This window comes from Microbacterium sp. NPDC056569 (assembly GCF_042793475.1).
Classification (GTDB): domain Bacteria; phylum Actinomycetota; class Actinomycetes; order Actinomycetales; family Microbacteriaceae; genus Microbacterium.
Genome location: NZ_JBHTUV010000012.1, coordinates 146973 through 169702, shown reverse-complemented (window position 1 = coordinate 169702; position 22730 = coordinate 146973). Strand labels below are relative to the sequence as shown.

Annotated in this window: 26 protein-coding genes, 1 tRNA gene and 1 pseudogene; 10 read left to right on the top strand and 18 right to left on the bottom strand. The window is 69.0% G+C overall.

Going from position 1 to position 22730, the window contains the following annotated elements; genetic code table 11:
- A pseudogene (locus ACFQ7C_RS15275) lies at positions 1-479 on the bottom strand (hypothetical protein); the annotation flags it as partial.
- A gap of 138 nt (positions 480-617) precedes the next feature.
- On the opposite strand from ACFQ7C_RS15275, the gene ACFQ7C_RS15270 reads away from it, so the two are divergent.
- From ACFQ7C_RS15270 to ACFQ7C_RS15260, 3 genes are all read left to right on the top strand, one after another.
- Positions 618-1109, top strand: a complete 492-nt coding sequence (locus ACFQ7C_RS15270) for a heme-degrading domain-containing protein (protein WP_378902867.1) — start codon at positions 618-620, stop codon at positions 1107-1109.
- A gap of 107 nt (positions 1110-1216) precedes the next feature.
- Positions 1217-2164: an SDR family oxidoreductase gene (locus tag ACFQ7C_RS15265; RefSeq protein ID WP_378902865.1), complete on the top strand. Its 948-nt coding sequence runs from the start codon at positions 1217-1219 to the stop codon at positions 2162-2164.
- Between the two features lie 165 nt (positions 2165-2329).
- Positions 2330-3175 carry a helix-turn-helix transcriptional regulator gene (locus ACFQ7C_RS15260; protein WP_378902862.1) on the top strand — a complete coding sequence of 282 codons (846 nt, stop codon included), beginning with the start codon at positions 2330-2332 and terminating at the stop codon, positions 3173-3175.
- Between the two features lie 3 nt (positions 3176-3178).
- On the opposite strand, the gene ACFQ7C_RS15255 is transcribed toward ACFQ7C_RS15260, so the two are convergent.
- Positions 3179-3595, bottom strand: a complete 417-nt coding sequence (locus ACFQ7C_RS15255) for a hypothetical protein (protein ID WP_378902859.1) — start codon at positions 3593-3595, stop codon at positions 3179-3181.
- Positions 3596-3815: 220 nt separating this feature from the next.
- On the opposite strand from ACFQ7C_RS15255, the gene ACFQ7C_RS15250 reads away from it, so the two are divergent.
- The gene (locus tag ACFQ7C_RS15250; RefSeq protein WP_378902856.1) at positions 3816-4343 is read left to right on the top strand and encodes a DUF1697 domain-containing protein; all 528 of its coding nucleotides are present in this window, start codon (positions 3816-3818) and stop codon (positions 4341-4343) included.
- A 1-nt stretch (position 4344) separates the two neighbouring features.
- Here ACFQ7C_RS15250 and ACFQ7C_RS15245 read toward each other — a convergent pair whose 3' ends face one another.
- Positions 4345-5238 (bottom strand): aldo/keto reductase, encoded by an 894-nt coding sequence (locus tag ACFQ7C_RS15245; protein WP_378902853.1) that lies wholly within the window; start codon positions 5236-5238, stop codon positions 4345-4347.
- Positions 5239-5354: 116 nt separating this feature from the next.
- Entirely contained in the window at positions 5355-5555 is a 201-nt protein-coding gene (locus tag ACFQ7C_RS15240; RefSeq protein ID WP_378902850.1) for a hypothetical protein, read from the bottom strand.
- A 199-nt stretch (positions 5556-5754) separates the two neighbouring features.
- Between ACFQ7C_RS15240 and ACFQ7C_RS15235 the strand changes: the two genes are divergently transcribed.
- The gene (locus ACFQ7C_RS15235; protein WP_378902847.1) at positions 5755-6954 is read left to right on the top strand and encodes a saccharopine dehydrogenase family protein; all 1200 of its coding nucleotides are present in this window, start codon (positions 5755-5757) and stop codon (positions 6952-6954) included.
- A gap of 107 nt (positions 6955-7061) precedes the next feature.
- Here the strand turns inward: ACFQ7C_RS15235 and ACFQ7C_RS15230 are convergent, their stop codons facing one another.
- The 7 genes from ACFQ7C_RS15230 to ACFQ7C_RS15200 all read right to left on the bottom strand — a co-directional run bounded on the left by ACFQ7C_RS15230 (position 7062) and on the right by ACFQ7C_RS15200 (position 12471).
- On the bottom strand, positions 7062-7562 hold the full coding sequence (locus ACFQ7C_RS15230; RefSeq protein WP_378902844.1) for a flavodoxin family protein: 501 nt from the start codon (positions 7560-7562) through the stop codon (positions 7062-7064).
- Positions 7563-7804: 242 nt separating this feature from the next.
- Positions 7805-8575: an anti-sigma factor gene (locus ACFQ7C_RS15225; RefSeq protein ID WP_378902841.1), complete on the bottom strand. Its 771-nt coding sequence runs from the start codon at positions 8573-8575 to the stop codon at positions 7805-7807.
- Positions 8562-9113 (bottom strand): RNA polymerase sigma factor, encoded by a 552-nt coding sequence (locus ACFQ7C_RS15220; RefSeq protein ID WP_378902838.1) that lies wholly within the window; start codon positions 9111-9113, stop codon positions 8562-8564. Before ACFQ7C_RS15220 ends, ACFQ7C_RS15225 begins: the two co-directional genes overlap by 14 nt.
- Before the next feature lie 37 nt (positions 9114-9150).
- Positions 9151-9780: a class F sortase gene (locus ACFQ7C_RS15215; RefSeq protein ID WP_378902835.1), complete on the bottom strand. Its 630-nt coding sequence runs from the start codon at positions 9778-9780 to the stop codon at positions 9151-9153.
- A gap of 11 nt (positions 9781-9791) precedes the next feature.
- Positions 9792-10616: a DUF4397 domain-containing protein gene (locus tag ACFQ7C_RS15210; protein ID WP_378902832.1), complete on the bottom strand. Its 825-nt coding sequence runs from the start codon at positions 10614-10616 to the stop codon at positions 9792-9794.
- Positions 10617-10784: 168 nt separating this feature from the next.
- On the bottom strand, positions 10785-11702 hold the full coding sequence (locus ACFQ7C_RS15205; protein ID WP_378902829.1) for a DMT family transporter: 918 nt from the start codon (positions 11700-11702) through the stop codon (positions 10785-10787).
- A 130-nt stretch (positions 11703-11832) separates the two neighbouring features.
- Complete coding sequence (locus tag ACFQ7C_RS15200) at positions 11833-12471, bottom strand: Rid family hydrolase (RefSeq protein ID WP_378902826.1); 639 nt, start codon at positions 12469-12471, stop codon at positions 11833-11835.
- A 306-nt stretch (positions 12472-12777) separates the two neighbouring features.
- On the opposite strand from ACFQ7C_RS15200, the gene ACFQ7C_RS15195 reads away from it, so the two are divergent.
- The 4 genes from ACFQ7C_RS15195 to ACFQ7C_RS15180 all read left to right on the top strand — a co-directional run bounded on the left by ACFQ7C_RS15195 (position 12778) and on the right by ACFQ7C_RS15180 (position 15819).
- A complete protein-coding gene (locus ACFQ7C_RS15195) occupies positions 12778-14385 on the top strand; it encodes an FAD-dependent oxidoreductase (RefSeq protein ID WP_378902823.1) in 1608 nt (535 codons plus the stop codon).
- Positions 14386-14692: 307 nt separating this feature from the next.
- Positions 14693-15100: a DUF4383 domain-containing protein gene (locus ACFQ7C_RS15190; RefSeq protein WP_378902820.1), complete on the top strand. Its 408-nt coding sequence runs from the start codon at positions 14693-14695 to the stop codon at positions 15098-15100.
- Between the two features lie 2 nt (positions 15101-15102).
- Entirely contained in the window at positions 15103-15627 is a 525-nt protein-coding gene (locus ACFQ7C_RS15185; protein ID WP_378902817.1) for a hypothetical protein, read from the top strand.
- A gap of 116 nt (positions 15628-15743) precedes the next feature.
- Positions 15744-15819: transfer RNA gene (locus ACFQ7C_RS15180), tRNA-Met, on the top strand.
- 46 nt (positions 15820-15865) lie between these two features.
- Here ACFQ7C_RS15180 and ACFQ7C_RS15175 read toward each other — a convergent pair.
- The 7 genes from ACFQ7C_RS15175 to ACFQ7C_RS15145 form a co-directional block, all read right to left on the bottom strand.
- Entirely contained in the window at positions 15866-17047 is a 1182-nt protein-coding gene (locus ACFQ7C_RS15175) for a tyrosine-type recombinase/integrase (RefSeq protein WP_378902815.1), read from the bottom strand.
- A 308-nt stretch (positions 17048-17355) separates the two neighbouring features.
- The gene (locus tag ACFQ7C_RS15170; RefSeq protein ID WP_378902812.1) at positions 17356-18501 is read right to left on the bottom strand and encodes a hypothetical protein; all 1146 of its coding nucleotides are present in this window, start codon (positions 18499-18501) and stop codon (positions 17356-17358) included.
- 211 nt (positions 18502-18712) lie between these two features.
- Complete coding sequence (locus ACFQ7C_RS15165; protein ID WP_378902809.1) at positions 18713-18967, bottom strand: hypothetical protein; 255 nt, start codon at positions 18965-18967, stop codon at positions 18713-18715.
- Positions 18968-18978: 11 nt separating this feature from the next.
- Positions 18979-20265: a hypothetical protein gene (locus ACFQ7C_RS15160; RefSeq protein ID WP_378902806.1), complete on the bottom strand. Its 1287-nt coding sequence runs from the start codon at positions 20263-20265 to the stop codon at positions 18979-18981.
- 361 nt (positions 20266-20626) lie between these two features.
- A complete protein-coding gene (locus ACFQ7C_RS15155; RefSeq protein WP_378902803.1) occupies positions 20627-20794 on the bottom strand; it encodes a hypothetical protein in 168 nt (55 codons plus the stop codon).
- Positions 20795-20911: 117 nt separating this feature from the next.
- Positions 20912-21172 carry a hypothetical protein gene (locus ACFQ7C_RS15150; RefSeq protein ID WP_378902800.1) on the bottom strand — a complete coding sequence of 87 codons (261 nt, stop codon included), beginning with the start codon at positions 21170-21172 and terminating at the stop codon, positions 20912-20914.
- A gap of 2 nt (positions 21173-21174) precedes the next feature.
- Entirely contained in the window at positions 21175-21477 is a 303-nt protein-coding gene (locus ACFQ7C_RS15145) for a hypothetical protein (protein ID WP_378902797.1), read from the bottom strand.
- Positions 21478-21615: 138 nt separating this feature from the next.
- Here ACFQ7C_RS15145 and ACFQ7C_RS15140 point away from each other — a divergent pair, with 138 nt between their 5' ends.
- Positions 21616-22719, top strand: coding sequence for a hypothetical protein (locus tag ACFQ7C_RS15140; protein WP_378902794.1), 1104 nt, complete (start codon positions 21616-21618; stop codon positions 22717-22719).
- Positions 22720-22730: the final 11 nt, after the last annotated feature.

Below are 22730 nucleotides of genomic sequence, written 5' to 3'. Positions count from 1 at the left end.
TCGATCTGCTCTACCGGGCACCGGCCCAGCAGCGGCCGCAGCGCGTCGACGATCGTGGTCAGCGCATCCGCGCTGAGCCGCCCCGCCTCCAACGCGGCCCGGGCGTGCTCCAACGGCGCCGGACGACTCTGCCCGGTCAACGTCAACCGGCCGGTGACCGCCTTCGCGTCCCGCAGCCGGGCCCGCGCGGTCGCCGCCGACACCAGGGTCGCCCGTTCCACGAGTTCCTGCGCCGACCCGCACCCGAACCGCGCCGTGATGGCCTCGTCGCCGAACTCCGAATCGGCACGCCGCCCGACCTCACCGGCCAGCGCGAGCCGCGCCGCATCCGTGATCCGCCCCAACCGCTCCACCACCCTCAACGCGTCGACCAGCTCACCGTGCGACAGCCCCCGCTGCGCCCCACCCCCCAGCGCCGCACCGAGCGTCTCGCCGAGCAGATCAGCGACGCCCCGGAGGTCGGCGAGCGGGAAGTTCATGACCCCATTCTGTCGAGGGCCACCGACATCCACACCCTCCCAAAACCCCAGGTCACCCACAATTCTGTGGATAACCTCGAACCCCCAGGAATCACCACCACCTGGGGAGGAACGCGGCCGACTGGGTACGTTCATCTCATGACCGACGACATCGCCGCCCAGCTCGCCCGCGTCGAAGCCGACGAGGCTGAGGTGGTGCTCCCCCGCTTCGATGTGACGGATGCCTGGACTCTCGGCTCCCGCATGCGTGAAGAGGCGGCGGCTCTGGGCCTGCCGATCGTGATCGGCATCATGCTCGGCGAGGCGCGGGTGTTCCACACCGCGCTGCCGGGTTCGAGCGCCGACAATGACGGCTGGCTCGACCGCAAGACGCGCGTCGCCCGCCGCTACGGACGCTCGTCGTTCGGCGTCGGCCTGTCGTTCCGCGCCGCCGGCGGCGACTTCGACACCGACGGCCGGCTCGACACGACCCGGTACGCCGCGCACGGCGGGGTGTTCCCGATCACGATCGAGGGAGTCGGCGTCGTCGGCACGGTCGGCGTCTCGGGCCTCCCGCAGGCCGAAGACCACGCGTTCGTGGTCGAGCACCTGCGGGCGTGGCTCGCCGACATCTCGCGCGCCGAAGCCTAGCGAGTCCGGCCGACATCCACGGATCCCCAGTCCCCGGATGACCGCGCCCTGAATCCCCGCCGCTCCCGCGCCCAGCATGAGAAGCACCCACCCGATAGGAGCCCCTCATGCCCAAGCCCCTCGACATCACCGTGCCCGATCTCACCGGCAAGCTCGCCCTCGTCACCGGCGCGAGCGACGGCGTCGGCCTCGAGATCGCCGCGCGTCTCGCCCGTGCCGGTGCCGACATCCTCATGCCCGTCCGCAACCTGCAGAAGGGCGAGGCCGCCGCCACCCAGATCCGACAGCGGACCAGGAGCGGCAGCATCCGTGTCCTCCCGCTCGATCTCTCCTCGCGCGACTCGATCGGAGCCCTCACCGCGCAGCTGAACGCCGACGGCCGCCCCGTCGACCTCCTCATCGCGAACGCCGGCGTGATGAACCCGCCGACCCGCCAGGTCACCGCCGACGGCTTCGAGCTGCAGCTCGCGACGAACCATCTCGGCCACTTCGCGCTCGTCGCGCAGCTGCTCCCACTCCTCATCGAGGCGAGGGCGCACGTCACCAGCCAGGTGAGCATCGCCGCCGATCAGGGCGCTGTGAACTGGGACGATCCGAACTGGGAGCACGGCTACGACCCGATGAAGGCGTACAGCTCGTCGAAGATCGCGTTCGGCCTGTTCGCGATGGAGCTGCAGCGCAGATCGGATGCCGCGGGCTGGGGCATCCGCAGCGCCCTCTCGCATCCCGGCATCACGCCGACGAACCTGCTGTCGGCGCAGCCGGGCCTGGGGCGGCCCGACGACACGACGGCGGTGAAGCTGATCCGGGCGCTGTCGCGTCGCGGCATCCTGGTCGGCACTCCGTCGTCGGCAGCGCTGTCGGCGGTCTACGCGGCGACCAGCCCGGATGCCCGCGGCGGTCACCTCTACGGACCGAAGGGCTTCCGCCACCTGGGCGGCCTCCCGGCGGAGCAGCCGGTGTACTCGCGGCTGCAGAGCGCGGCCGACGGCCGGCGCGTGTGGGAGCTCTCCGAGCAGCTCACCGGCGTGCGGGTCACGACCCCCGGGCGCTGAATCCGCGATGACTCCTGGGCCAGGAATGCTGCACTTTCCTGCGGCCGCTGCACAGATCGACGTAGCGGTCGCAGGAAACTGCAGCGGTGGCGAAGCGCAACGCAGCGCGGACGGTGGGATCGCCGCTCCCTGGATGAGGAATGACGGATGCCGCAGACTCAGGTGATGGACCGAGCACAGCTGGCCGACTTCCTGCGTCGCCGCCGCGAGGCGCTGCAGCCTGAAGACGTCGGGCTGCGCCGCGGTTCTCGGCGCCGCACGGCGGGGCTTCGGCGCGAGGAGGTCGCGGTGCTCTGCGACATGTCGACCGACTACTACAGCCGGCTCGAGCAGGCCCGGGGCCCGCAGCCGTCGGAGCAGATGCTCGCCGCGATCGCCCGCGGGCTGCGGCTGACGCTCGACGAGCGCGACCACCTGTTCCGGCTCGCCGGCCATACCGCGCCGGCGCGAACGCTGCGCAGCGAACACGTCTCACCCGGCCTCATGCGCATCCTCGACCGCCTCGCCGACACGCCCGCGCAGGTGATGACCGAGCTCGGCGAGACCCTCGCGCAGACGCCCGCCGCCCGGGCGCTCTTCGGCGACGAGACCCGATTCGAGGGGTTTGCGCGCAGCGTCGGGTATCGCTGGTTCACGGATCCGTCGGCGCGCAACGTCTACCCGACCGAGGACCACCCGATGCACTCGCGCGCGTTCGCCGCGGACATCCGCACCGCCTACGCGAAGTTCGGCGCCGACTCGCGCGCCGGCGCGATGGTCAGGGCGCTGCTGCAGGAGAGCCCGGAGTTCGCCGAGCTGTGGGCGGAGCACGAGGTGCGCTCGACCCACGCGCGCGAGAAGCGCTTGCAGCATCCCGAGGTCGGCGTGATGGACATGCAGTGCCAGTTCCTCATCGACCCCGAGCAGGGCCAGACGCTCCTCGTGCTGACCGCGACGCCCGGCACTCCGAGCCACGAGCGGCTGCAGCTGCTGTCGGTGATCGGCACGCAGGAGATCGCCGCCGGCCGCTGACGCTTACTCCTCCGTCCCCGCTTCCAGCTCGGGCCGCGTGCTGGCGCTCAGAATCCCGGCGAGCTCGTCGTCATCTCCGGCGCGGCGCACCACCTCGCCGTACGCGCCCGTCACCTCACGCGCGACGAGCTCGGCGAGGTAGCGCCAGGGATCCGAGCTGGCGAGAAGCCACGTACGCCGGTTGTCCCACGCGCAGTCTTCGAGCAGTTCGAACGCGATGACGGCGAGTCCATCTCCGTCGACGGTGGAGCCGATCTCCGCGAGCAGGCGCCGCTGCACGTCCGGGACCACCCGTACACGAGCCTGGGCCAGGAACTCGTCGCGCTCCTCGTCGTCGATAGGCGCGGCGAGCATTCCGCCGCGGAGGAGAGTCAGGAACTCGCGAAAGCGCTGGGCGCTCCAGAGGGATTCGTGCATCATCGTGCCGTCTCTCGTGTCAGCCGCGCGGGGCATCCGCACGGGCAGTGAATCGAACAAGGGCGGCCGACAGCGTCGACCGCAACACTCAGCGAGTCGCCGAGCATCGGCTCCTTGGGTTGACGGCGCGGAGAGACGCGCGCACGACATCGTTCACGAGTGACACGCCTGCGACCCTACGGCGTATCTCCGACACAGGACAAGCCCCCGTTACCCTCGGCGTATGCGCTGCGTCGCCTTCATGCGGAACGTCAACCAGGGTCAGCGCGGTCACCCGTCCACGGCCGACATCGTCGCCGGCTTCGCCGATGCGGGCTGCCCCGACGTTCAGCCCTTCCAGAGCAACGGCACCATCGTCTTCGACTCCGACGAGGCTGCGGAAGCGGTCGCGAGCGCCGCAGAGGCGATCGCCGTTCGATCGGGCCACGGGCGCGACATCCTCTGGATCCCGCTGGCCGAACTGGTCGCGATCGTCGACCGCCACGCCGCCCTCGACCCGCACGGGCACGAGTTCACGCTTCACCGCGGCGGCACGGTCGACGCGCAAGCCCCCGACGCGCTCGCTCTCACCACTCGGGCCCGTTGCGAGATCGTCGACGCCGGGCCCGGCTGGGCGCTCGTCCGCAACGACGTCGACGGCCAGGGCAACGCCACCCCGGTGCTCGAGCGCCTCACCGGCGACCGCGCGACCTCCCGCGGACTGCCGACGCTCATCCGCCTGGTCTCCCGCTTCGGCCCGCAGCCCGGCTGAATCAGTCGTCGAAGATCCCCACCGACTCCGACAGCCGCGTGACCTCGTCCGCGCTGAGTTCGAGGTTCGCCGCCTGAGCCGAGTCGGTGATGGATGCTGCGCGCCGCGCTCCCGGAATCGGAATGACGTGCGGGCCCAGCGCCAGTTCCCACGCGAGCACCGCCTGCTGCGGGCTGACGCCGTGCGCCTCGCCGACGTCGCGGAACGCCGAGAAGCGGTCGCCGACCCGGCGCGCTCCCCCGCCGGTGCCGCCCAGCGGGCTCCACGGCAGGAACGCGATGTCGCGCTCCCCGCAGAAGCGCAGTTCGTCGATGCTCCCTGGATGCTTCGGCGAGAACTCGTTCTGCACGCTGGCGAGGTTCCCTTCGCCGAGCACATCGATCGCGATCTGGATCTCCTCGACGCTCGCGTTCGAGATCCCGATCGCGCGGACGAGGCCGTCGTCCTGCAGCGCCTTCAGCCCCGCGATGATGTCGCCGTAGACGAGCCACCGGTCGGGCCGGTGGTACTGGTAGAGCTCGATCTGGTCGACGCCGAGGATCTCGAGCGACTTCTCGGCCGCCGAGCGCAGATACGCCTCCGAACCGTCGCGCCCCTTGGAGCCGTCTTCGCCGAGCGTGATCCCGCCCTTGGTCGCGACGAAGATGCCCGACGCGTCGCCGTCCCACGTGCGCAGAGCCTCGGCGACGATGCGCTCGTTGTGCCCCATCTCCTCGCCGTCCGGCGCGTAGATGTCAGCCGTGTCGATGAGCGTGACGCCGGCGTCGAGCGCGGCGTGCACGGTGGCCACCGCATCCTCGAACGACGGATACACCTTGTCGTTGTTCATCGACAGCGGCATGGCGCCGAGCCCGATCGCCGAAACCTGTCGCCCTGCCAGCGTGCGCTGCTTCATCGCATCTCCTTCTCGCATGGCCCCAGCCTGCCAGTGCTGTGCGACGCCAGGTGGGTCTGGACAAGCGCGGCCCGGACGCATAGGACCCGGACATGCGGCGCACGGCCGAGCTGACCTCAACCCACGCGCGAGCCGTCTCGGCGGGGGCGGAACGACCCCATCGGGATCATCGGCACGGCGAGGCCGAAAAACACGACCAGCGGCCAGACGCTGCTCAGCACAACGGACAGCACGACTCCGACGATGGCGAACGCGATCGCCAGAGACCACACGAGCGCCTTCACCCACCTCGGTGCTTCATCGGAACGAGTCCCCATGACCGGAGCCTACGGCCGTCTTCATCCACCCCACAGAAATGCACACCAGCCTCTCAGGAGCGCTCGGCTCGACCCGCCTGCACCCGTCCCATGCACCAGAATCGCTTACCGGCCGCCCGCTCACCGCGGTCGGGACTGACCGCGTACACCCGCGCAACCGGGTGTTCGTCGCCCGCCTCCGCGCCTACGCTCCCATTGCATGAGGACGAACGACCGCGACCACGACCTCGTCCTGCTCGGCGCATCGGGCTTCGTCGGCAGGTACACCGCGCGGCACCTCGCCCGGTCGGCGCCGGACGGCGTGCGGATCGCCATCGCGGGGCGATCCACCGCACGCCTCGACGAGGTCGAACGCGAGCTCGGCGTCGACTGGCCGACCCTCCAGGTCGACACCTCGGATGACACCGCCGTCGCCCGGGTCGCAGCATCCGCTTCCGTCATCGCCACGACCGTCGGCCCGTACCTGCGCTACGGCGCGGGCGTCGCGGCGGCGTGCGCCCGCGCCGGCACCTCGTACGCCGACCTGTCGGGCGAGAGCATCTTCGTCGCACGCAGCATCGAGCGCAACCACGCCGTCGCCGAGTCCACCGGGGCCAAGATCGTGCACTCCTGCGGCTTCGACTCGATCCCGTCCGACCTCGGCCTCGGGCTCGCCCACGCCGCCGCCGGCGGTGTGCCCATCGTCGCCGCGACATTGACAGTGCGGTCACTGCGCGGAGGCATCAGCGGCGGCACGATCGACTCGCTCCGCCAGCAGATGAAGGAGGCGAAGACGGATGCTGCGGCCCGCCGCCTCCTCGCGAGCCCCTACGCGCTCACTCCTGGGCCGTCGGTGCGCCTGCCCGGCCATGCCGGCAGCGGCTGGGGCAAGGTGCGGGGAGCCTGGCAGGCGCCGTTCGTCATGGGGTCCTACAACCAGCAGATCGTGCAGCGCAGCAACTACCTGACCGGATGGAGCTACGGCCAGCTGATGCAGTACCGCGAGGTCGTGTCCACGGGGCGCGGCCCGGCCGGCTTCGTGCGGGCAGGGGCGATCGCCCTGGGAACAGCGGGCCTCGTGGGCGCGATGGCATTCCCACCGACGCGGGCGGTTCTCGGCCGGGTGCTCCCGTCCCCCGGGAGCGGACCCGGCGCAGAGGCGATCGAGCACGGACGCTTCGCGCTCGACGTCGACGTGTACCCGGTCGAGGGCGAACCGGTGCGGACTCGCGTCGCCGCGCCCTACGATCCCGGCTACGGCGGAACCGGCGTGATGCTCGCCGAGTCGGCGCTGAGCCTCGCCCTGGACGACCTCGGCGATCGAGCCGGCGTGCTGACGCCGATGGTCGCGATGGGCGACCACCTGGCCGATCGACTCCGCGCTCACGGTTTCAGCCTGAGTGCAGGCCCGTTGCCCTGACCCCGGTCGTTGAGCGAGCGAAGCGAGACGAAGCGCCTCGAGCAGAAGAGCAGCCTGGGCCCGCGGCATCCCATCCACGCCCGGGACCGCCAGGAGGAGCTCCGCCTTCAGCGGGCCGCGTCGGCGAGCTGCTCGCCCCACCCACGTGCGCGCTGCAGCTCCCCATCCGTGACGGGGCCGCTGTAGCCGTGTACTCCGAACGTCTCCGGCTTCGCGACGGGCCGGAAGCCCAAGCCGACGAGTCGTTTCATCGCCTTCTTCGCCGCCGATCCGGGCAGACGCGGGTTGGTGACCCGCGTGTCGAACGTCGCGACGCGAATATCGCGATCCGGCGACGACAGCGACGCGATCCACTCACGGATGCCTCGGGCCGGTATGCTCTCCGCCCCTTGCTGCTTGGCTGCCTCACGCGTCTTCTCCGTCGACATGGAGAACGCATGCGTCGGGCCGCCGACGACGAGAAGATCCACGTCGGACTCGAGCACGGCGGGAGCCGAGACGGCGTCGATCACGTCGGCGGACTCGACTCCGATTCCCTCGGCGATCTCGCGTGCGAGTTGCTCTGTGTTCCCCCACAGGGACTCGAACACCACCACAGCGTGCATCATGCCTCCTGTCACCGGCGCGGGCTGCGCAACACCAGTCTCTACGTGCTGTGCGTGGGCGCGCTAGGCGACGTGGGGCGAGCGCAGGGGTCTCGTCGCGCAGGTTGATGCCGCAGGGCTGGACGATGCGATGCCCGGCACTTCCGATCGGAAGGCGCCGTAGAGGTATTCGCCCGAAGCAGCGGGGACGGATGCAGCGGCCCGCAGTTCGTTCCCGGCGCGAGGGCGCCGAGCCCGGCCCCGAGTCAGCTGAACTCGAGCTCCCCACGCACGATCGAGTCGCCGGAGTGGGTGGGATCGCCGTCGAGGGGCTCCTGCGAGATGTCGACGAGCACGAAGTCGCGCAGGTCGACGTCCGCCGGGACGACGAACGTCCCCTTCTTCCCGTCGAGCTCGCCGAGGCTCACCAGGTCCGAGGCATCCGCCGTGATGAGCCACACCTCGCGGAACCCCTCGCTTTCATCGAAATCGTCCAGGCTCACGGTCAGGGTGCGCTCCCCGTCGGAGAGCTCGGTCACCTCCGCCGTGCCGGCGGCGCCGGGGTGAGCGGGGAAGGCGTCCAGGGTCGCCGACGCGAGCTCGATCGACTGCGGCGGGCGGACGAGGTTCCACACGCCGACGACGGCCAGAACGGCGGCGATGCTCGCGGCCAAGGCGAACAGCATCCGTCCGCGCTTCGAGACGCGCCGCGGCTTCGCCTGCTCATCCGCGGGCACAGCGGCGGGAGCGACGGATGCCTCGACCGCGGGCGCAGCGCCAGGGCCGACGCTCGCGCTCGGCGGGGCGACCGGCGACTGGGGCGACCGGACCTCGTCGAGGATGCGGTCCCAGACCCGCTCCGGCGGAGCTTCGAGCTCCCCCAGGCTCACGGTGGAGCGGCCGACCGCCACGGTGTGCTCGAGCTCCGCCAGCTCGAGGGAGCACGCGTCGCACGTCGCGAGGTGGTGCTGCTCAGCATCCGTCAGCGGTTCTCCGATGGCGACCAGCGCGAGGCGCTCGGGATCAAGATGCGACATGAGGCACCTCCAATCGGTCGCGCAGGCGGGTGAGACTTCGGCGGATGTGACTCTTCACGGTACCGAGCGGCATGTCGAGGCGCGTGGCGATCTGCTGATGGGTGAGGTCGTCGTAGAACGCCAGGCGCACCACGCGCTGCGCGTCGGGCTCGAGGCGGTCGATCTCGTCGGCGAGCAGCAGCCGGTCGCCGAGGTCGATGTCGGACGACAGCGGCTCGTCGGTGACGGCGAACCGCTGCAGCTTCTCCTGCAGCTCGCGCACGCGCCGGCGCGCGTCGAGCGTGTCGGCGATGCGGCGGCGCGTGATCGTGACGAGCCACGTCGACAGCCGTCCCTTGGCCGGATCGTACGAGGCGCGCGAAGTCCACGCCGAGACGAACGTCTTCTGCGTCACGTCCTCGGCGTCCCCTCTGTCTCCGAGCACGCGCAGCGCGAGCGTGAACACGATCGGCGACCAGCGCCGGTAGATCTGCTCGAGGGCGCGCTCGTCACCGGCGGCGAAACGGCCGCACAGCTCGCGCTCTTCCTCGTCGTCCACGCTGGTTCCCCTCTGCTGCTCCGGCGCCCTCGCCGGCTCACGTGATCGGGGTCGCGATCGCGACCACGTTATCCGCGTAGCGGCCCGTGCGGGAGTCGAACAGTCCACCGCACGTGATCAGCACCAGGCTGCGCGTGCCCGATCGGGCGAAGAGCTCTTCCACCGGCAGCTCGGCCTTCGGGTAGTAGGTGACGGACTGCACGGTGTACCGGTGCGTCGCGCCCGCGGCATCCGTCACTTCCACGACCTCACCCACCGGGAGGTCGCGCAGCCGGCTGAACGGGCCGATCGGGTACTGCGGCGAGTCGACGTGCGCCGAGATCACGACATTGCCGTCGGATGCTGTGGGGTCGGCGCCGAACCGGTACCACCCGCCGATCGCGGGGTCGGGCGGCAACTCCATGAAGCCTCCGTCCTCGACACCGACCGGCACCACCGGCACGTCGACATCGATCGAGGCGGCGACCACCCTCACCGGCGGCACGGGCCGCCTGGCAGCAGAAGGGGTGGCCGCCGCGACCGGCACCTCGACGGCGGGCGTGGGGAGCGCCGACGCCGTCGCAGAGGGTGCCGGCGCCGACGGCGCGGCCCGTGGGGGCGAGCCGCACGCCGTCAGCGCGAGGGCGATCGCCAGGGAAGCTCCGACCCCTGCGACCGCCCTGCCCATGTCGTGTTCGTTCAGCGCTGTGCCCGGCTGCGTGCGACGACGAGACCGGATGCTGCGACCACAACGGCGACCGCGATGCCGCCGAGCGCCCACATCCACTGCTGGAACATGTCGCGCTGCGCGAGCTGGCCGCCCGTGCCCGAGTTCACGCCGTCCGGGGCCGAGTGCAGGCCCGTGATCGTCTGCACGGCGAGTTCGAGGTTGTCGTCCTCGAGGCTGCCCCACGCGTACGCGATGGTGAGCACGCCCTCCTGCACCTCGACGGGTGCCGGGCCGAGGACGGGATCCGTCGTGCCCGCGGCCGCCACGGAGGCCTCGATCGTTCCGGCGGGCAGGTTCAGCGATGCCTCCTCGGGGTTGGCGAGCCCCTCGATCACGGCCGTTCCGCCCGCGAGCACGTCGACGGCGGGCGCGGCCGCGTCGTGCCGCACGGTCAGGCGCCCCTCCCCCGCCGCTGTGGGCGACGTGTCGTTGACGTATGGCGTGACCGTCGGGTCGCCGGACTCGCTGAGGTGGGCGACGGCGGTGTAGTTGTTGCCGCCCTCGAGCGTCAGCGTCACCGGGCCGAGCACCGGCGAGCTGGCATCAGCGGCGTCGGGCGCCGTGAGCGCGACCTCGTAGGCGCCGGCGGGCAGGTCCAGCGGCCCGGCGAGGTCGCCCGGCTGGAAGTCGTCGAGCGTGAGGTCGCCGTTGACGTAGACGTCGACGGGCGTGTCAGGGATGCCGTGCAGAACCGAGAGCACGGCATTGGTGCTGGTGGATGCGGTCGCGGGGACGCCGACGCTGAATGCGGCGACGATGCCGACAGCGATGCCGGCGAGAATCTTCCTTCGCACGGTGTTCCTCCTTCTCCGAGCGGCCGGGTCGCCGCCGTATGAAGAGTTGTTCCCGCGAAGGCGGTCATTCGGATGCAGCCCCGTCCCGCCCGCGGTCGTTGAGCGAGCGAAGCGAGACGAAACGGCCCGGACCGACGAGCAACCCGCGGCCGCAGCATCCCACACCCCTCAACCCTCGAGCGGCGCGTCCCTCGCGCTCGCCTGCTGCGCCCGGGCGAGATCGATCACGCCCCAGACCGCGACAGCCCCGGCGGCGGCGAGCAGGAGCAGCGACCAGACCGGCGCCCCGGTCGCCTCGCCGAGGATCGTGATGCCGAGCACGACGGCGACGAAGGGATCGATGACCGTGAGCCCACCGACGACGACTTCGGGCGAGTTGACGGTGTGAGCCCGCTGGACAAGGTAGATCGACAGACCTCCTGAAATCGCGATGCCGACGAGGCAGGCCAGCGTCAGCAGGTTCGAGGAGTCGAAGCGGTAGTCCCCCTCGGTGAGGACGGTCTGAACCCGCAGGATCACGGTCTTGCCGAGCGTCGCGACGAAACCCGAGAACACTCCGGCGGCGATGACGATCAGCACGGCGGGCACGGGGCGTCCACGCTGAACGATGACCACGACGATCGCGACGCCCAGCACGACCGCAAGCGTCAGCAGGATGGCGACGAGCTGGCGATCCTGGATCGTGCGCTGGGTGCTCACCAGCGCGGCGACGGTGACGAAGGCCCCCACCCCGACGACGCTGGTCGCGATGGCGCGCATCTCTTTGCCGGAAGGCCTGGTGTGCGTCGCGCGGGCCGTGAGCAGCGAGGCGAAGACGAGCGCGACGACGCCGACCGGCTGCACGACGATGAGCGGTGCGAACGTCAGGCTCGCGAGCTGGAGCAGGACCGCGGCCCCGATCAGGACCGCACCCATCACCCAGGGTCCGTTGCGCAGCAGCGCGAAGAACTGCCTCGCGCCGAAGGGTCCGGTTCCGCCGCGTCGCACTCCGCGCGCCTGCATCATGTTGCCCAGGGCAAGGGCGGCCGCCGAGGCGATGGCCAGGACGATGCCCAGCAGCGGGAAAGACGCGATCGTCGACGGCATCCGTCCCCCTCTCGGCGGTGTTCCTCACGCTACACAGCGAGCGCCAGGCAGGACGGGTGCGCGCGACGGTTGCCGCCGTCTCCGCAACAGACGAGCGCCCGAGGTGTCACACCTCGGGCGCTCATTCGGTTCACTGGGGGTAGACGGCGTCGACCTCGACTTCGACCAGCCACCCGTTGACCGGCAGGTTCTCGACCTCGATCGTGAACCGGGACGGACGTGCAGGGTTCACGACCTTCGGCGCGCCGACCGCGGAGCCGAGCTGAACCTGCAGGGTCTGCCCGGTGGCGAGGTTCGTGTTCGCGAAGAACTGACGGTAGCCGCGGTTCCAGCCGGCGAAGTCAGCCGCCTGCTCGCCGGCGGGGTTCTGAAGGAACACGCGCATCGAGGTCACGTCCTCATACGACAGGCCCGCCTTCTTCAGGTTCTCGCCGATCCTCATCAGCACGTTGATCGACTGCGCCTCCGTGATCGTCACGCCCGCGGGCAGCACACCGCCAGGGAACACGTCAGCGGGGATGTAGCGGGCCTCGGCCGAGACGCCGGAAGCGGTGTTGAGAGCAGAGGGTCCGAGGCCGGACGACTTGTACCAGGCGACATTCTTGCCGATGGCAACGCCGTCGGCGATCGACGGGGTGTCGCCGGTGACGAAGGTGAATGCCTCCGTCGGCTTCGGGCTGAACAGCCCGTCGGCAGCCACCGCGGTGCTGGGGACGGCGATGCCGGCGGTGATGGCCACGGCGAGTACAACCTTGGTGCGGGTCTTCATGGGGACGTCTCCTCGGATTCCAGGCAGTGCACGAGCCGTGTCGGCGCCTGCGTCATGGCGCTGAAGCCTCGCATTCACTTGTTTCCCGTGGATGTCATCGGAAAGTCCCCACTGTGACACCGGGTGAGACATTCCGGCGGCGCGGTGACATGCCGGAACCACCGGCGTTTACATCGCTGCAACGCGAGGAAATGGCCGCGATTCACCGGCCTGACATATTGCCCACGGGCGCACATGAAGCGCTGATCAGACCTCGCAGGCGGCTGTCGTCTCGCGGGGCGGTGCGCGAGATCGAGAGGGTATTACGTGGAAACTCTGAAAACGGCCGGCGTCTCCCGCCGCAGCTTCCTGCACGCCGTGGGCGCGGGCTCCAGCGCCGGCGTGCTCTTCGCGACGATGGGTGCGCTCGGCCTCGCGCCGACCGAGGCTCAGGCCGCCCAGATGGCGTGGACGCCGCCCAGCGGAAGCGATTTCACCCTGACGGGACGCTCTTCGAAGAAGGTCGTCATCGTGGGCGGCGGCCCTGCGGGGCTCGCCTCCGCGTACGAGCTCCAGAAGGCCGGCTACAAGGTCACGGTTCTCGAGGCACGCCACCGTGCGGGTGGGCGGACCCTCACCCTCCGACCGGGCGACAAGGAGACCGACCTCGACGGCAACACGCAGACCGCGAACTGGGACAAGGGCATCTACATGAATGCCGGCGCGGGACGCATCGCGCAGTGGATGGTCACCATGGACTACATCCGCGAGCTCGGCGTGCCCTTCGAAGTCTTCACCAACGCGAACGCCGACGCCTACCTCTACAACGAGAACTCCGGCTCGACTCCGGGAAACCCCACCCGCTACCGCACCGCCAAGGCCGACTGGTTCGGCTACACCTCCGAGCTCCTCCGGCATGCCACCGACCAGGGCGCGCTCGATCAGAAGCTCACGGCGACCGACAAGGAGCGGCTGCGCGACTTCCTCAGCCGCTGGGGCTCTCTCCAGGCTGACGGCACCTATAAGGGCGGTTCCAACCGCGGTTACTCCGTCTACCCGTCCGCCTGGAACGAGCACGGGACTCCCCTGCCTGGGCCTGGCACGATCTCGGAGGTCCTCGGAACGAGGATGGGCAACTACTTCCCGTTCGAGATCAACTGGGAGCAGGCGATGCTGATGTTCCAGCCGACGGGCGGCATGGACTCGATCTACGACTACTTCGTGAGGGCGATAGGCAAGCAGAACGTGCTCCTTCAGTCCCCGGTCAGCGCCATCGAGAACACGGCGTCCGGCGTGTCTGTGACGTACCAGCCGCCGAACGGCCCCCAGCGCGTCATCGAGGCGGACTTCGCGATCGTGAGCGCGCCGGCGCACCTCATGCGGAAGTGGAAGTCGAACTGGGGATCCGAGATCGACGCTGCGCTCGGTGAGTTCTCGGCTGCATCGCCGGCGGGCAAGATCGGCCTGCAGTACCGCTCGCGGTGGTGGGAGAACGACCACCGCATCTACGGCGGGATCACCGAGACCGACATGGACCTGCAGCACATCTGGTACCCGTCGTCCGGGTACGGGGAGAAGAAGGGTCTCGTCGTCGGCTACTACAACACCGGCAACGCCGCCCGCACCTACGCAACGCTGAGCCCCCGCGACCGCGAGGCCCGTGCGGTGGCCCAGGGTGTGAAGATCCACGGGGAGAAGTACCGCACCGAGCTCGAGCAGTCCTTCTCCATCGCCTGGCATCGGGTGCCGTACATCGAGGGGGCGTGGGCGTTCCCCAACACGAGCTCCGCGGGCTTCAAGAAGCTCCAGACCGGCGCCGGCAACGTGTACTTCGCGGGTGACTGGATGTCGGAGATCTCCGCCTGGCAGCACGGCGCCTTCTGGTCGGCGCGCTACGCCGTACAGGCCCTTCACGCCCGGGTCATGGCGGGCTGAGGCCGGTTGCGTCCGCGGGGACTCGGGTGGCGCCTTGGCCCACTTGAGTCCCCGCTGCGCGCTCCTGACGGGAGGGGTGATCTGGGCCGGGCGCCGGCACCCCCCTCCTCTGCAGCCGGTCGATTGTTGGGAACTGCTTCCGCGGCGTCGCACGAAGGAGAACGCCCGGTTGTTGAGCGAGCGAAGGGAGACGAAACGCCTGGGACCAGCGCGCAGCCCCGTGCCCGCCGCATCCCATCCGTTTCCCCACCCGCGACGAAGACCTTTCACAGCACGGCAGATCGCCGCTGGGAAAGAGAGGTCTCTCATGGGCTCGTCACCGAATCGCATCGTCGCCACGGTCTTCGGCGCCGTCTACCTCCTCGTCGGCCTTCTCGGGTTCTTCGTCACCGGTCCCGTGAGCTTCATCGCGACCGAGGGCGGGCTGCTCCTGGGCATCTTCGAGGTCAATCCGCTGCACAACGTGGCGCACCTGCTCATCGGAGCGGCTCTGCTGATCGCCGGCATCGCCGGCGCACGCCCGGCCAAGATCGTGAACATCACGGTCGGCGCCGCGTACCTGCTGCTGGGTGTCGTCGGCTTCTTCCTCGTCGGCACGCCGGCGAACATCCTCGCGCTCAACGCGCCCGACCACTTCCTGCACCTCGCCAGCGCCATCGTGCTGCTCGGCGTGGGGCTGGCCGCGGAGCGCACGTCGCAGGTCGCGACCGCGTGATCATGGTTCGGGGGTCCACGACGGGGCGCGTCAGCCGCGCCCCGTCGTGGGTGCCCGTCGCTGCGTGGGGCTTCGGGCTCGTCGCCGTCGGGCTGGGCGCGGCGGCGATCGTGGCGGTGCAGGCCGACGCGCTGTCGCGGGTGCTCGGCGCCCTGTCGGTGGCGGCAGGGCTGGGTGCGCTGGGGTGGGGCGCGGCCGGGCTTTGGCTCGCTCGGACACCGGCGCCGCGAGTTGCGGTGGTCGGGCTGTTCGTCGGGACGAGCGTCGCGGTGGCGCTGCTCGCAACTGCGCCAGGGCGCGCGAGCATCCTCGCGGTGGCGCTGATGCTGGCGCTCGGCGTCACAGTAGCCTGCGGGGTCGTGCGGGGCATGCGGCATCCGTCCCCGCGCTCGAACCTGTGGGGTCTCGTCGGGGCGGCGGCGCTGGTGACGCTCGTCGTGGTGCCGGCGCTCGGCGTCTGTCAGGGCGCCGCGCTCCTCGACGCCGACGGCACCGTGCTCCCCGTCGTCACCCACGACGGACACTGACGGATGCCTCGGCCGCGGGTGGCCGACAGGCTCGCGTTGCGTCGCATTTCGTCATCGCCCGACACGCTCCGACACTCACAGGCGATCCATGCACATCACGTCTAGCGTGGGGTCATCGCGGCGATCCGGGCGGTCCCGGGCACCGGCTCATAACCGGGAGCGTTGCGGGTTCGACTCCCGCCGTCGCGTCCAAGGTGAAAGGGCCGCGATCCCCGTTTTTTCAAGTGATCGCGGCCCTTCAGACTTCGTCAGACGGGGCTCCTGGACGCGGTTTGGACACAAGCGCCGTCGTACGGGCCCGGTCGAGGGCGGCCGAGACGGCGTCCACATCGTCATCGAAGAGGTCGGCGTAGACATCGAGCGTCATAGCCGCCGAGGCGTGCCCGAGCATTCGCTGGACTGCCTTGACGTTCGCTCCGGACGCGATGGCAAGGGATGCTGCGGTGTGTCGCAGATCGTGCACCGTCATTCGGGGCAGGCCGGCGTCGCTGAGCGCGCGCATGAACCACGAGCGTGATGCACCGGACGATCGAGGGCGTTGGATGTGGTCGTCCCCATCACCGAAGAGGAGGGCGCGCGGTTCCTTGCCGCTGGCGAGTTCGCCGAGGGGTTCGGCCAGGAAGTTCGGGAACCCCACCGAACGCAGTTCGTGCGTCTTCGGAGACCCGACGTGCAGCTCCGACCCGACGCGCACGGCGTTCTCGTTGACCGATAGCCGGCGACGCTCGAGGTCGAGATCGCGGACCCGTAGCGCGGAGAGTTCACCCCAGCGCAGCCCTGTGTAGCCGGCCACGAAGACGATGGTCGCGTGGTCCGGGCCGGCGGCGCGGGCGAGGGAGTCGATCTCCTCGTGGCTCAGGTACACGTGCCGCTTCTTGCCCTTCCGCGGCAGGTCAACACCGCGAGCCGGATTACGCGGGATGCGGCGGTCCTTCACTGCCACGTCGAGCACGGCTGCGAGAACGCCGTAGGCACGAATCACGACTGTTGCGCTCTTCGGCCGGTTGCCCTGTTCGGCTGTCCTGACGTGATAGCGGCGGACGGTGGGGGCCGTCCCCGCGCTCACTTCCGTGATCCACTTCTGCACATCGGAGTGGGCGATTGCTCCCAGCTGCACTGAGCCCCACCGAGGCTCCACATAGACGCGCCAGGCATCGTCGAGCAGCTTGTAGCTCGACGGCTTCAGCTTCATGCGCTTGACGTCAAGCCAGTCGGGCGCGAGCTCGCCGACCGTCACGCGAGAGCTCGCGGGGTCGATGAAGTCGCCCGTCAGCATCTGCGACTCGACCGAGATCAGGTACCGCTCAGCGTCACGCTTAGTGCGAAAACCGCGCTTTGCCGCCTGACGATGATCGGGACGCCGGTAGCGCACGCGATAGCGGCGGCCAGAGGCCGTGTCGTAGTGCTCAATGCTTCCCATGCCACACCTCGACCTTATTCTTGCAGATTCACTCTGCCATTCAACAGATATATTCGCGATGGCGCCGTGTATCGCGACCTCGTCGAGCCCCTCCGATAGGCCGGACTTGTTGCGGTGCGCGCGAGACTCGTTTGCGGTGCGCGCGACTCTCTCGTTCGAATCAGTACGGAAACGAAGCGGCTTCCCGCTCATGGGATTCGGATGCCGATATCTGCGAGCGCATCGCGCGGCTCGCCGGCGATCGTCGGATGAGCAGACAAGGGCCGGAGCGCCAGCGAGATGGCAGTTGTGGACCCGCTCCGTTCCGCTCAGTCGCGGGCCGTGAGAACCACGACTCGGTTGCTGCGACCGAGGTCCTCCACGAAGTGTCCGGCGGGACAGTCATCGATCAGATGGCCCCCAGCGGCCGCGTCGCCGATCGACCCGCGAGGCGCGCCGAGCTGCTCAAGGCGGATGAGCACAGCATGCGCGCGGTTGAACTCAAGGCCAGCGGCATCAGTCGGGTCGTGGTCACAGTCCACATCGGCACTGTAACCAGTCGCGTCGATGGCACCGGTTGTGGCACACTCCGCGAGAGCATCCGCGATGGGGCCGAGGATCGCATCCGCGGCGGGTTCAAGCACAGCGCTATCGCCGCCGAACGCGAACGATGCATCGACCGTCAACGTTCTCACGCACGCGGTCGCGACGGGGTCGAACTCTAGGAGAGGGACGTCGTTGACGGCGAGCGGGGCACTCGACCCGGCAACGCTCGGGAGCGCCCTGCAACTCAGCGCGTCCATGCGTGCGCAGATGCCTAAGTAGATCGAGGTGAGCGCCGCCCGCGCCGCGGGACCGGCCGAGGGTTGACCGCTGTCCGAGTAGGCCTGCCCGAGTCCGACGAACAGCAGGTGACGGCCGGTGGCGGTGGGCAGACTTGCGAGATCCGTGGCATCAACGAGCGCCCCGGGGTTGGAGATCCAGTCACCAGCCTGAGTCAGGTCAAGGGGCGCCACCGTGGACAGGCCGCTCGTGATCAGAACGACCGTGCCGTTGGCGGGGGTCAAGCTGAGTGCGCGATCGAGGAGACCGATCGAATCAAGCCCCTCGGCGGTGGCGGCGAGATCACCAACAGCGCCCGTGAGCACCTCGAGGTTCTCTTCGAGCTTCTTCGCGGCCTTCACGGCGTCGTACTCGACGTCGTCACCCCTCATCGGGGTCAAATCGATCTCCTCGATCGAGTCAGGACCGACGACGTTGACGATGCCGTCGCCCGGCAACAGTGCGTCCTGGGCGTGCTCGATCACCTGGTCACGGACGGCGTCGATCTGGGGGGCGAACTCGGCGCTTGTTGCGGTCGCTGCGATCGTCAGCGCAGGGGGACGAGTGACGGAGCTGCATCCGGTGAGCAGTGCGGCCACAGCGATGATCGCAGTGGCGGCCGCCACGAGGCGGCTGGGAGTGGTGTGGGGCATCCTGATCCTCCGTGGGATGGTGCGGTTACTCGCGTCGATGGTTCGCGTTGGGCAATAGAGTGTTCGGTCTCAGCAGACGTCCCCCGTGCGCGCGGCTGACATCCGCGCCGCTCTTTGACCACACAAGTCAGCGTGATGTCAGGGAAGGTCGGAAGCGACGCATCGCTGGCCCGCGGACAGGGTGTCCGCGGGCCAGCGTGCTTGACGGGCTCTACTTGAGCTTCTTCATGTTCTTCTTGGTCATGAGCGCGTTCCCGCGCTCGCGGGCGGCCTTGTCGCGCGTGGCGCGGTCGAGCTCCCGCCCGATGGCGCGCCCTGTCTCGGGGAGCCGCACGTGCCTCGCGTACTTCCCGTACTGCTTGGTGAGCTCCGGAGCCGTGCTGTGCAGCACCGCACCGTTCGTGCTCCCTGCGAGCGCGCCGACGATCCCGGCGACGGCACTTCCGCGCCTGAAGGCGTCCTTCATCCCCACCGTCATCAGTCCTTAATGCGCGACTTGATGGTGGCGTGGTGTGCAGCGAGCTGCACGGCCTGCTCCTTCGCGACGGAGAACGTCGAGCTGGCCAGAGAAGGCGTTGGCACCGCGGTGGTGCTGCCGTGGTACGAACGCGCGATCGTGATCGCCTTCTCTGCACTACACGTGGTCACGGTCTTGATCGCTCGTTCCTCAGCCTTGGTGAGAAGGCGGTGAAGCCGGGCGATCCTCGCGCCCGCCTCCTCGATCAGCAGCGATCGCTGCGTGGCGAGCCTGTTGATCGAGGCAGTGCGTCGCGCGAGCTGTGCCGCGAGATGCTGGACGCGATCTACCTCCTCGGAGCCGTTCTCGAACTCCGACATGTAGTTGACGTACCCCGACACCCCGACGAGCACCGCGAACAACGCGGCGAGAACGACGGTCAGCGTGAGCGGAGCCTCCGCTTCGACGCCATCGCTCACGATCCGCATGGCCATGACAGCGGCAGCAGCAGCCGTGATGGCGATCGTGATGATCTGCTCCACGAAGATGCGGTGCTTGGTGGCCCCAAGCGCGCTCACGCCGCCGTCTGCGTTCTTGAAGCGACGGTGCCGGTGGCCCATGGCACGCATCAGGTACGCGAAGAGGAGCGTTCCGAGCAGCGCGAAGATCGCAGCAGTCACCGCCATGATGATCGTGGGGCCGTCGCCGACGAACAGGAGCCGGACGCTGACGTTCAGAAGGCTGAACATCGCGAGGAGGAAGACCGGGTAGTCGATCATGAGGAGCCCGATCTCCTTGGCCTTCGTGCGCCGCCGGCGGATCAAGTGCTTCTTCGAGCCGCTCTCCGTCTCGCTCGCAACGACATCTCGTTGAGCATCGTGGCGCACCTCCGCCTCGGACGGGTCGAGTCGCTCACCGTTCGGCCCGGTGACCGGTAGGATCTCGGCCTGCTCGATCATGTCGTCGATGAGGTTGATGCGGGCGAAGAGACTCTTGATCTCGTTGACCAGCGACTCGCCCGGGCCTCGCGAGACACGCTCCAGCCCGTCGAGTGCCTTGCGGAGCGGAGGGGTCCGCGTGAGCTTCTCAGCAGGCGTCAGGATGTCAACCCCCGCCGCGCCGAGCCGGTTGCTCTCGTGCACCATCGTGTTCGTCTTGATGATCTTCGTGAACGGGATCGGCCCCAGGCCGATCCCGGACGTGACGAGGTCGCGGATCGGGATCCGTGCGTCCCGCGGCTCGCGGCGGACCTGGTTGGGCGGCGAAAGGAGTTCGAACTCGAACTCTCGCATCTCAAGGTTGGACACTGTCGGCAGTTCCTTTCGTTGGGCCGATCGCTCGTGCACGAACGGGTCGAGCAATACGATCCGCGACCGCACCCGACGCCGGATCGCTGCAAGGCTGACTCCGTCATGCGCCCGCCGCGCTCGCGTCAGTGAGATGTCAGGTTCGCCGATCCACTGACGCGTCTTTGCCCACCAAGCAGCAACTGTTCGGACGGCGTGTCCGCGCGGTGTTAACTCGTGGGGGTCGTCGTCGAAGGGCACGCAACCCGACTGCGGCGAGCACGGACGGTTCGCGTGCCGATGCCGTTGTCTGCATTGTGCGCTTGAACGAGTGACCCCGCCCAGCGCGGGGGCTGCGCTGGACGGGGTAAGAGTGGGCCGATCAGTCGGTCTCGCACACCCAGAACTCGCCGTCGCCGTCGTTGACTTTCTCCCAGCCGCCGAAGGCGTGCTCACCCCTGGAGTGGTGGTGCAGACGGGCGTCGCTCGCGGCGCGGAAGGACGAGTCCCCGCGGTCGGAACCGTCGTAGTAGGAGCAGTGACTGGCCACGTGGATCACCCCCTCTCGTGGACCCGGATCGAACCGCTCACCCTGCCGAGTGCCGGGTCTGATCGACTCAGGCGGACACATGGAGAGAAGGGAGCCTTGCGCATGTCGACGAGGTCCCTACGCGCCGCCGCACCGACGCAACACGATCTCGACCTCGGCGAGGAACGCGCGACGTACGCTCGGGTTCGTGAGGGCGCGGCCCCATGCCTCGCGTACGGCGGGGACCTGCAGCAGGATGCCCAGGCCGGCCCCGACCAGAGCCAGACCTGCCACCGCCGCGATCATTGGGCCGTCGAGCGTGGTTGATACGCGCGCGTGGGACGCCGCGCTTTTCACCCCGTCGGTCATCTGCGCGGGCCACATCTCGTTGGTCGCCACGGTCAGGCGGCCTTCTCGTGCCACGTGCCCATCGAGGTCAGGTGGTAGCCCCCATGACACGCGGGATCAGGGCACCTGTAGATCCGGGTCTCGGTTCGCGAGCTGACCTGGTACGAGGCGAGCTCCCACGCGCGCTGCCACCGGCAGCTGTCGAGCGCTTCGCGTGCGGTTGCACGGTCCCGGTACCGCGTCTTGCCCGTGGACGGGCAGAGGGTCTTGTGCTGCTGGCCGATCGTGCCGATACCTCGCCGGCTCTTCATCGGTCGTCGGGTGAGCGGGATGCGGATGTCGTAGGTCTGAGTCACTGGATCTCCTGAGGTTGGTTCGTGGCTGTGGCAGACACGGTGTCGTGCGCCCGGTGCAACGATGACTTCGGCCACCTGACCCGACAGGAGTGGCGTCCCTGACGCACTCGTGCTTCGCATGGTGTTAGTGTCAGCGCGATGTCAGGTTTGCCGGAACCGGTGGCGGGGGGTCCACGCGCGCTGACCGTTGTCGTCCTCGGGGGCGAAGCGAGAGTCACCGGACCCGGGATCAACGCCGTCACGACCGGCGATATCGCGCACCTTCTAGTTGCATGCCTCGCATCAGCGTGGCCCGAGTTTCTTCGGCGCTGGGAAATTACAGAGCGGCTGGGGTGGTCGCCCAGCGACGAGGCCCTCCAGAAGCAGATTTCACGACTGCGTGCTCAACACATTCCGATCGAGACCAAACGTGATCGTGGCTACCGCCTCGAAGCGAGTGGCATAGACCTCGACATCACGCGGTTCACGTCCCTTGCCGGGGAAGCTCGCGACAGTCGATCAGCGGAGGGCGCGCGGGCGTCACTCGACCTGTGGTCAGGCGACCTACCCACAGGCGTCGCACGATCGCCGCTGCTTCTCGATGTCGTCGATCTCAAGGAAGAGATGCGGTCGCTAGCAGCGTTGCGGCCGAAGCGCGCTCTTGTTGTCGAGGACCTGCTCGGGCCGGAGCTTGCGCAAGGGCTTCGTGGGGGTTATCGAGGCGAGATCGAAGTCCTGGTGGCGGACTCTTTCGAGCAATTCCTCGAAGTTGAAGAGGAGCTCGAGACTTTCGACGTCGTCTTAGTCGACTTCCACCTCGGCGGGAACGACGACCAGTTCCTCGGGTTGACTGTGGCCGATCGCATCAAGAGCAGCGCGACGGTGGTTCCGGTGCTTGGGATGAGTTGGGCGCGGCCCGGGAGGCGCGACGATGAACACACGTCGCTGAAGTATGATCTTTGGGCCTTTGTCGCGAAGGGATCATCTTCAGACACGAGCGCCGTGGATGAGATCGTCTCGACCGCGATCGGGTTCCTCAACTCCCAGAGCTTGATGCTCGACCACTACGCGCAGCGAAATGAAGCGCTCGCTCGGCGAGCGAGGCTGCGAATCGCCTCTGAACGCGCGACCGCGGCGGAGCGCAAGGCTCAGTCGTCGCGGATGGAGAGGGAGTTCGGCTATCTCGTCGACGCTCTCGCACGACGGGAGCTCAGACGCTTGAGGCGCCTCTCGAGCGAGTTCTACGAGCAGTGGTGTCGATGACGCGCTGATCG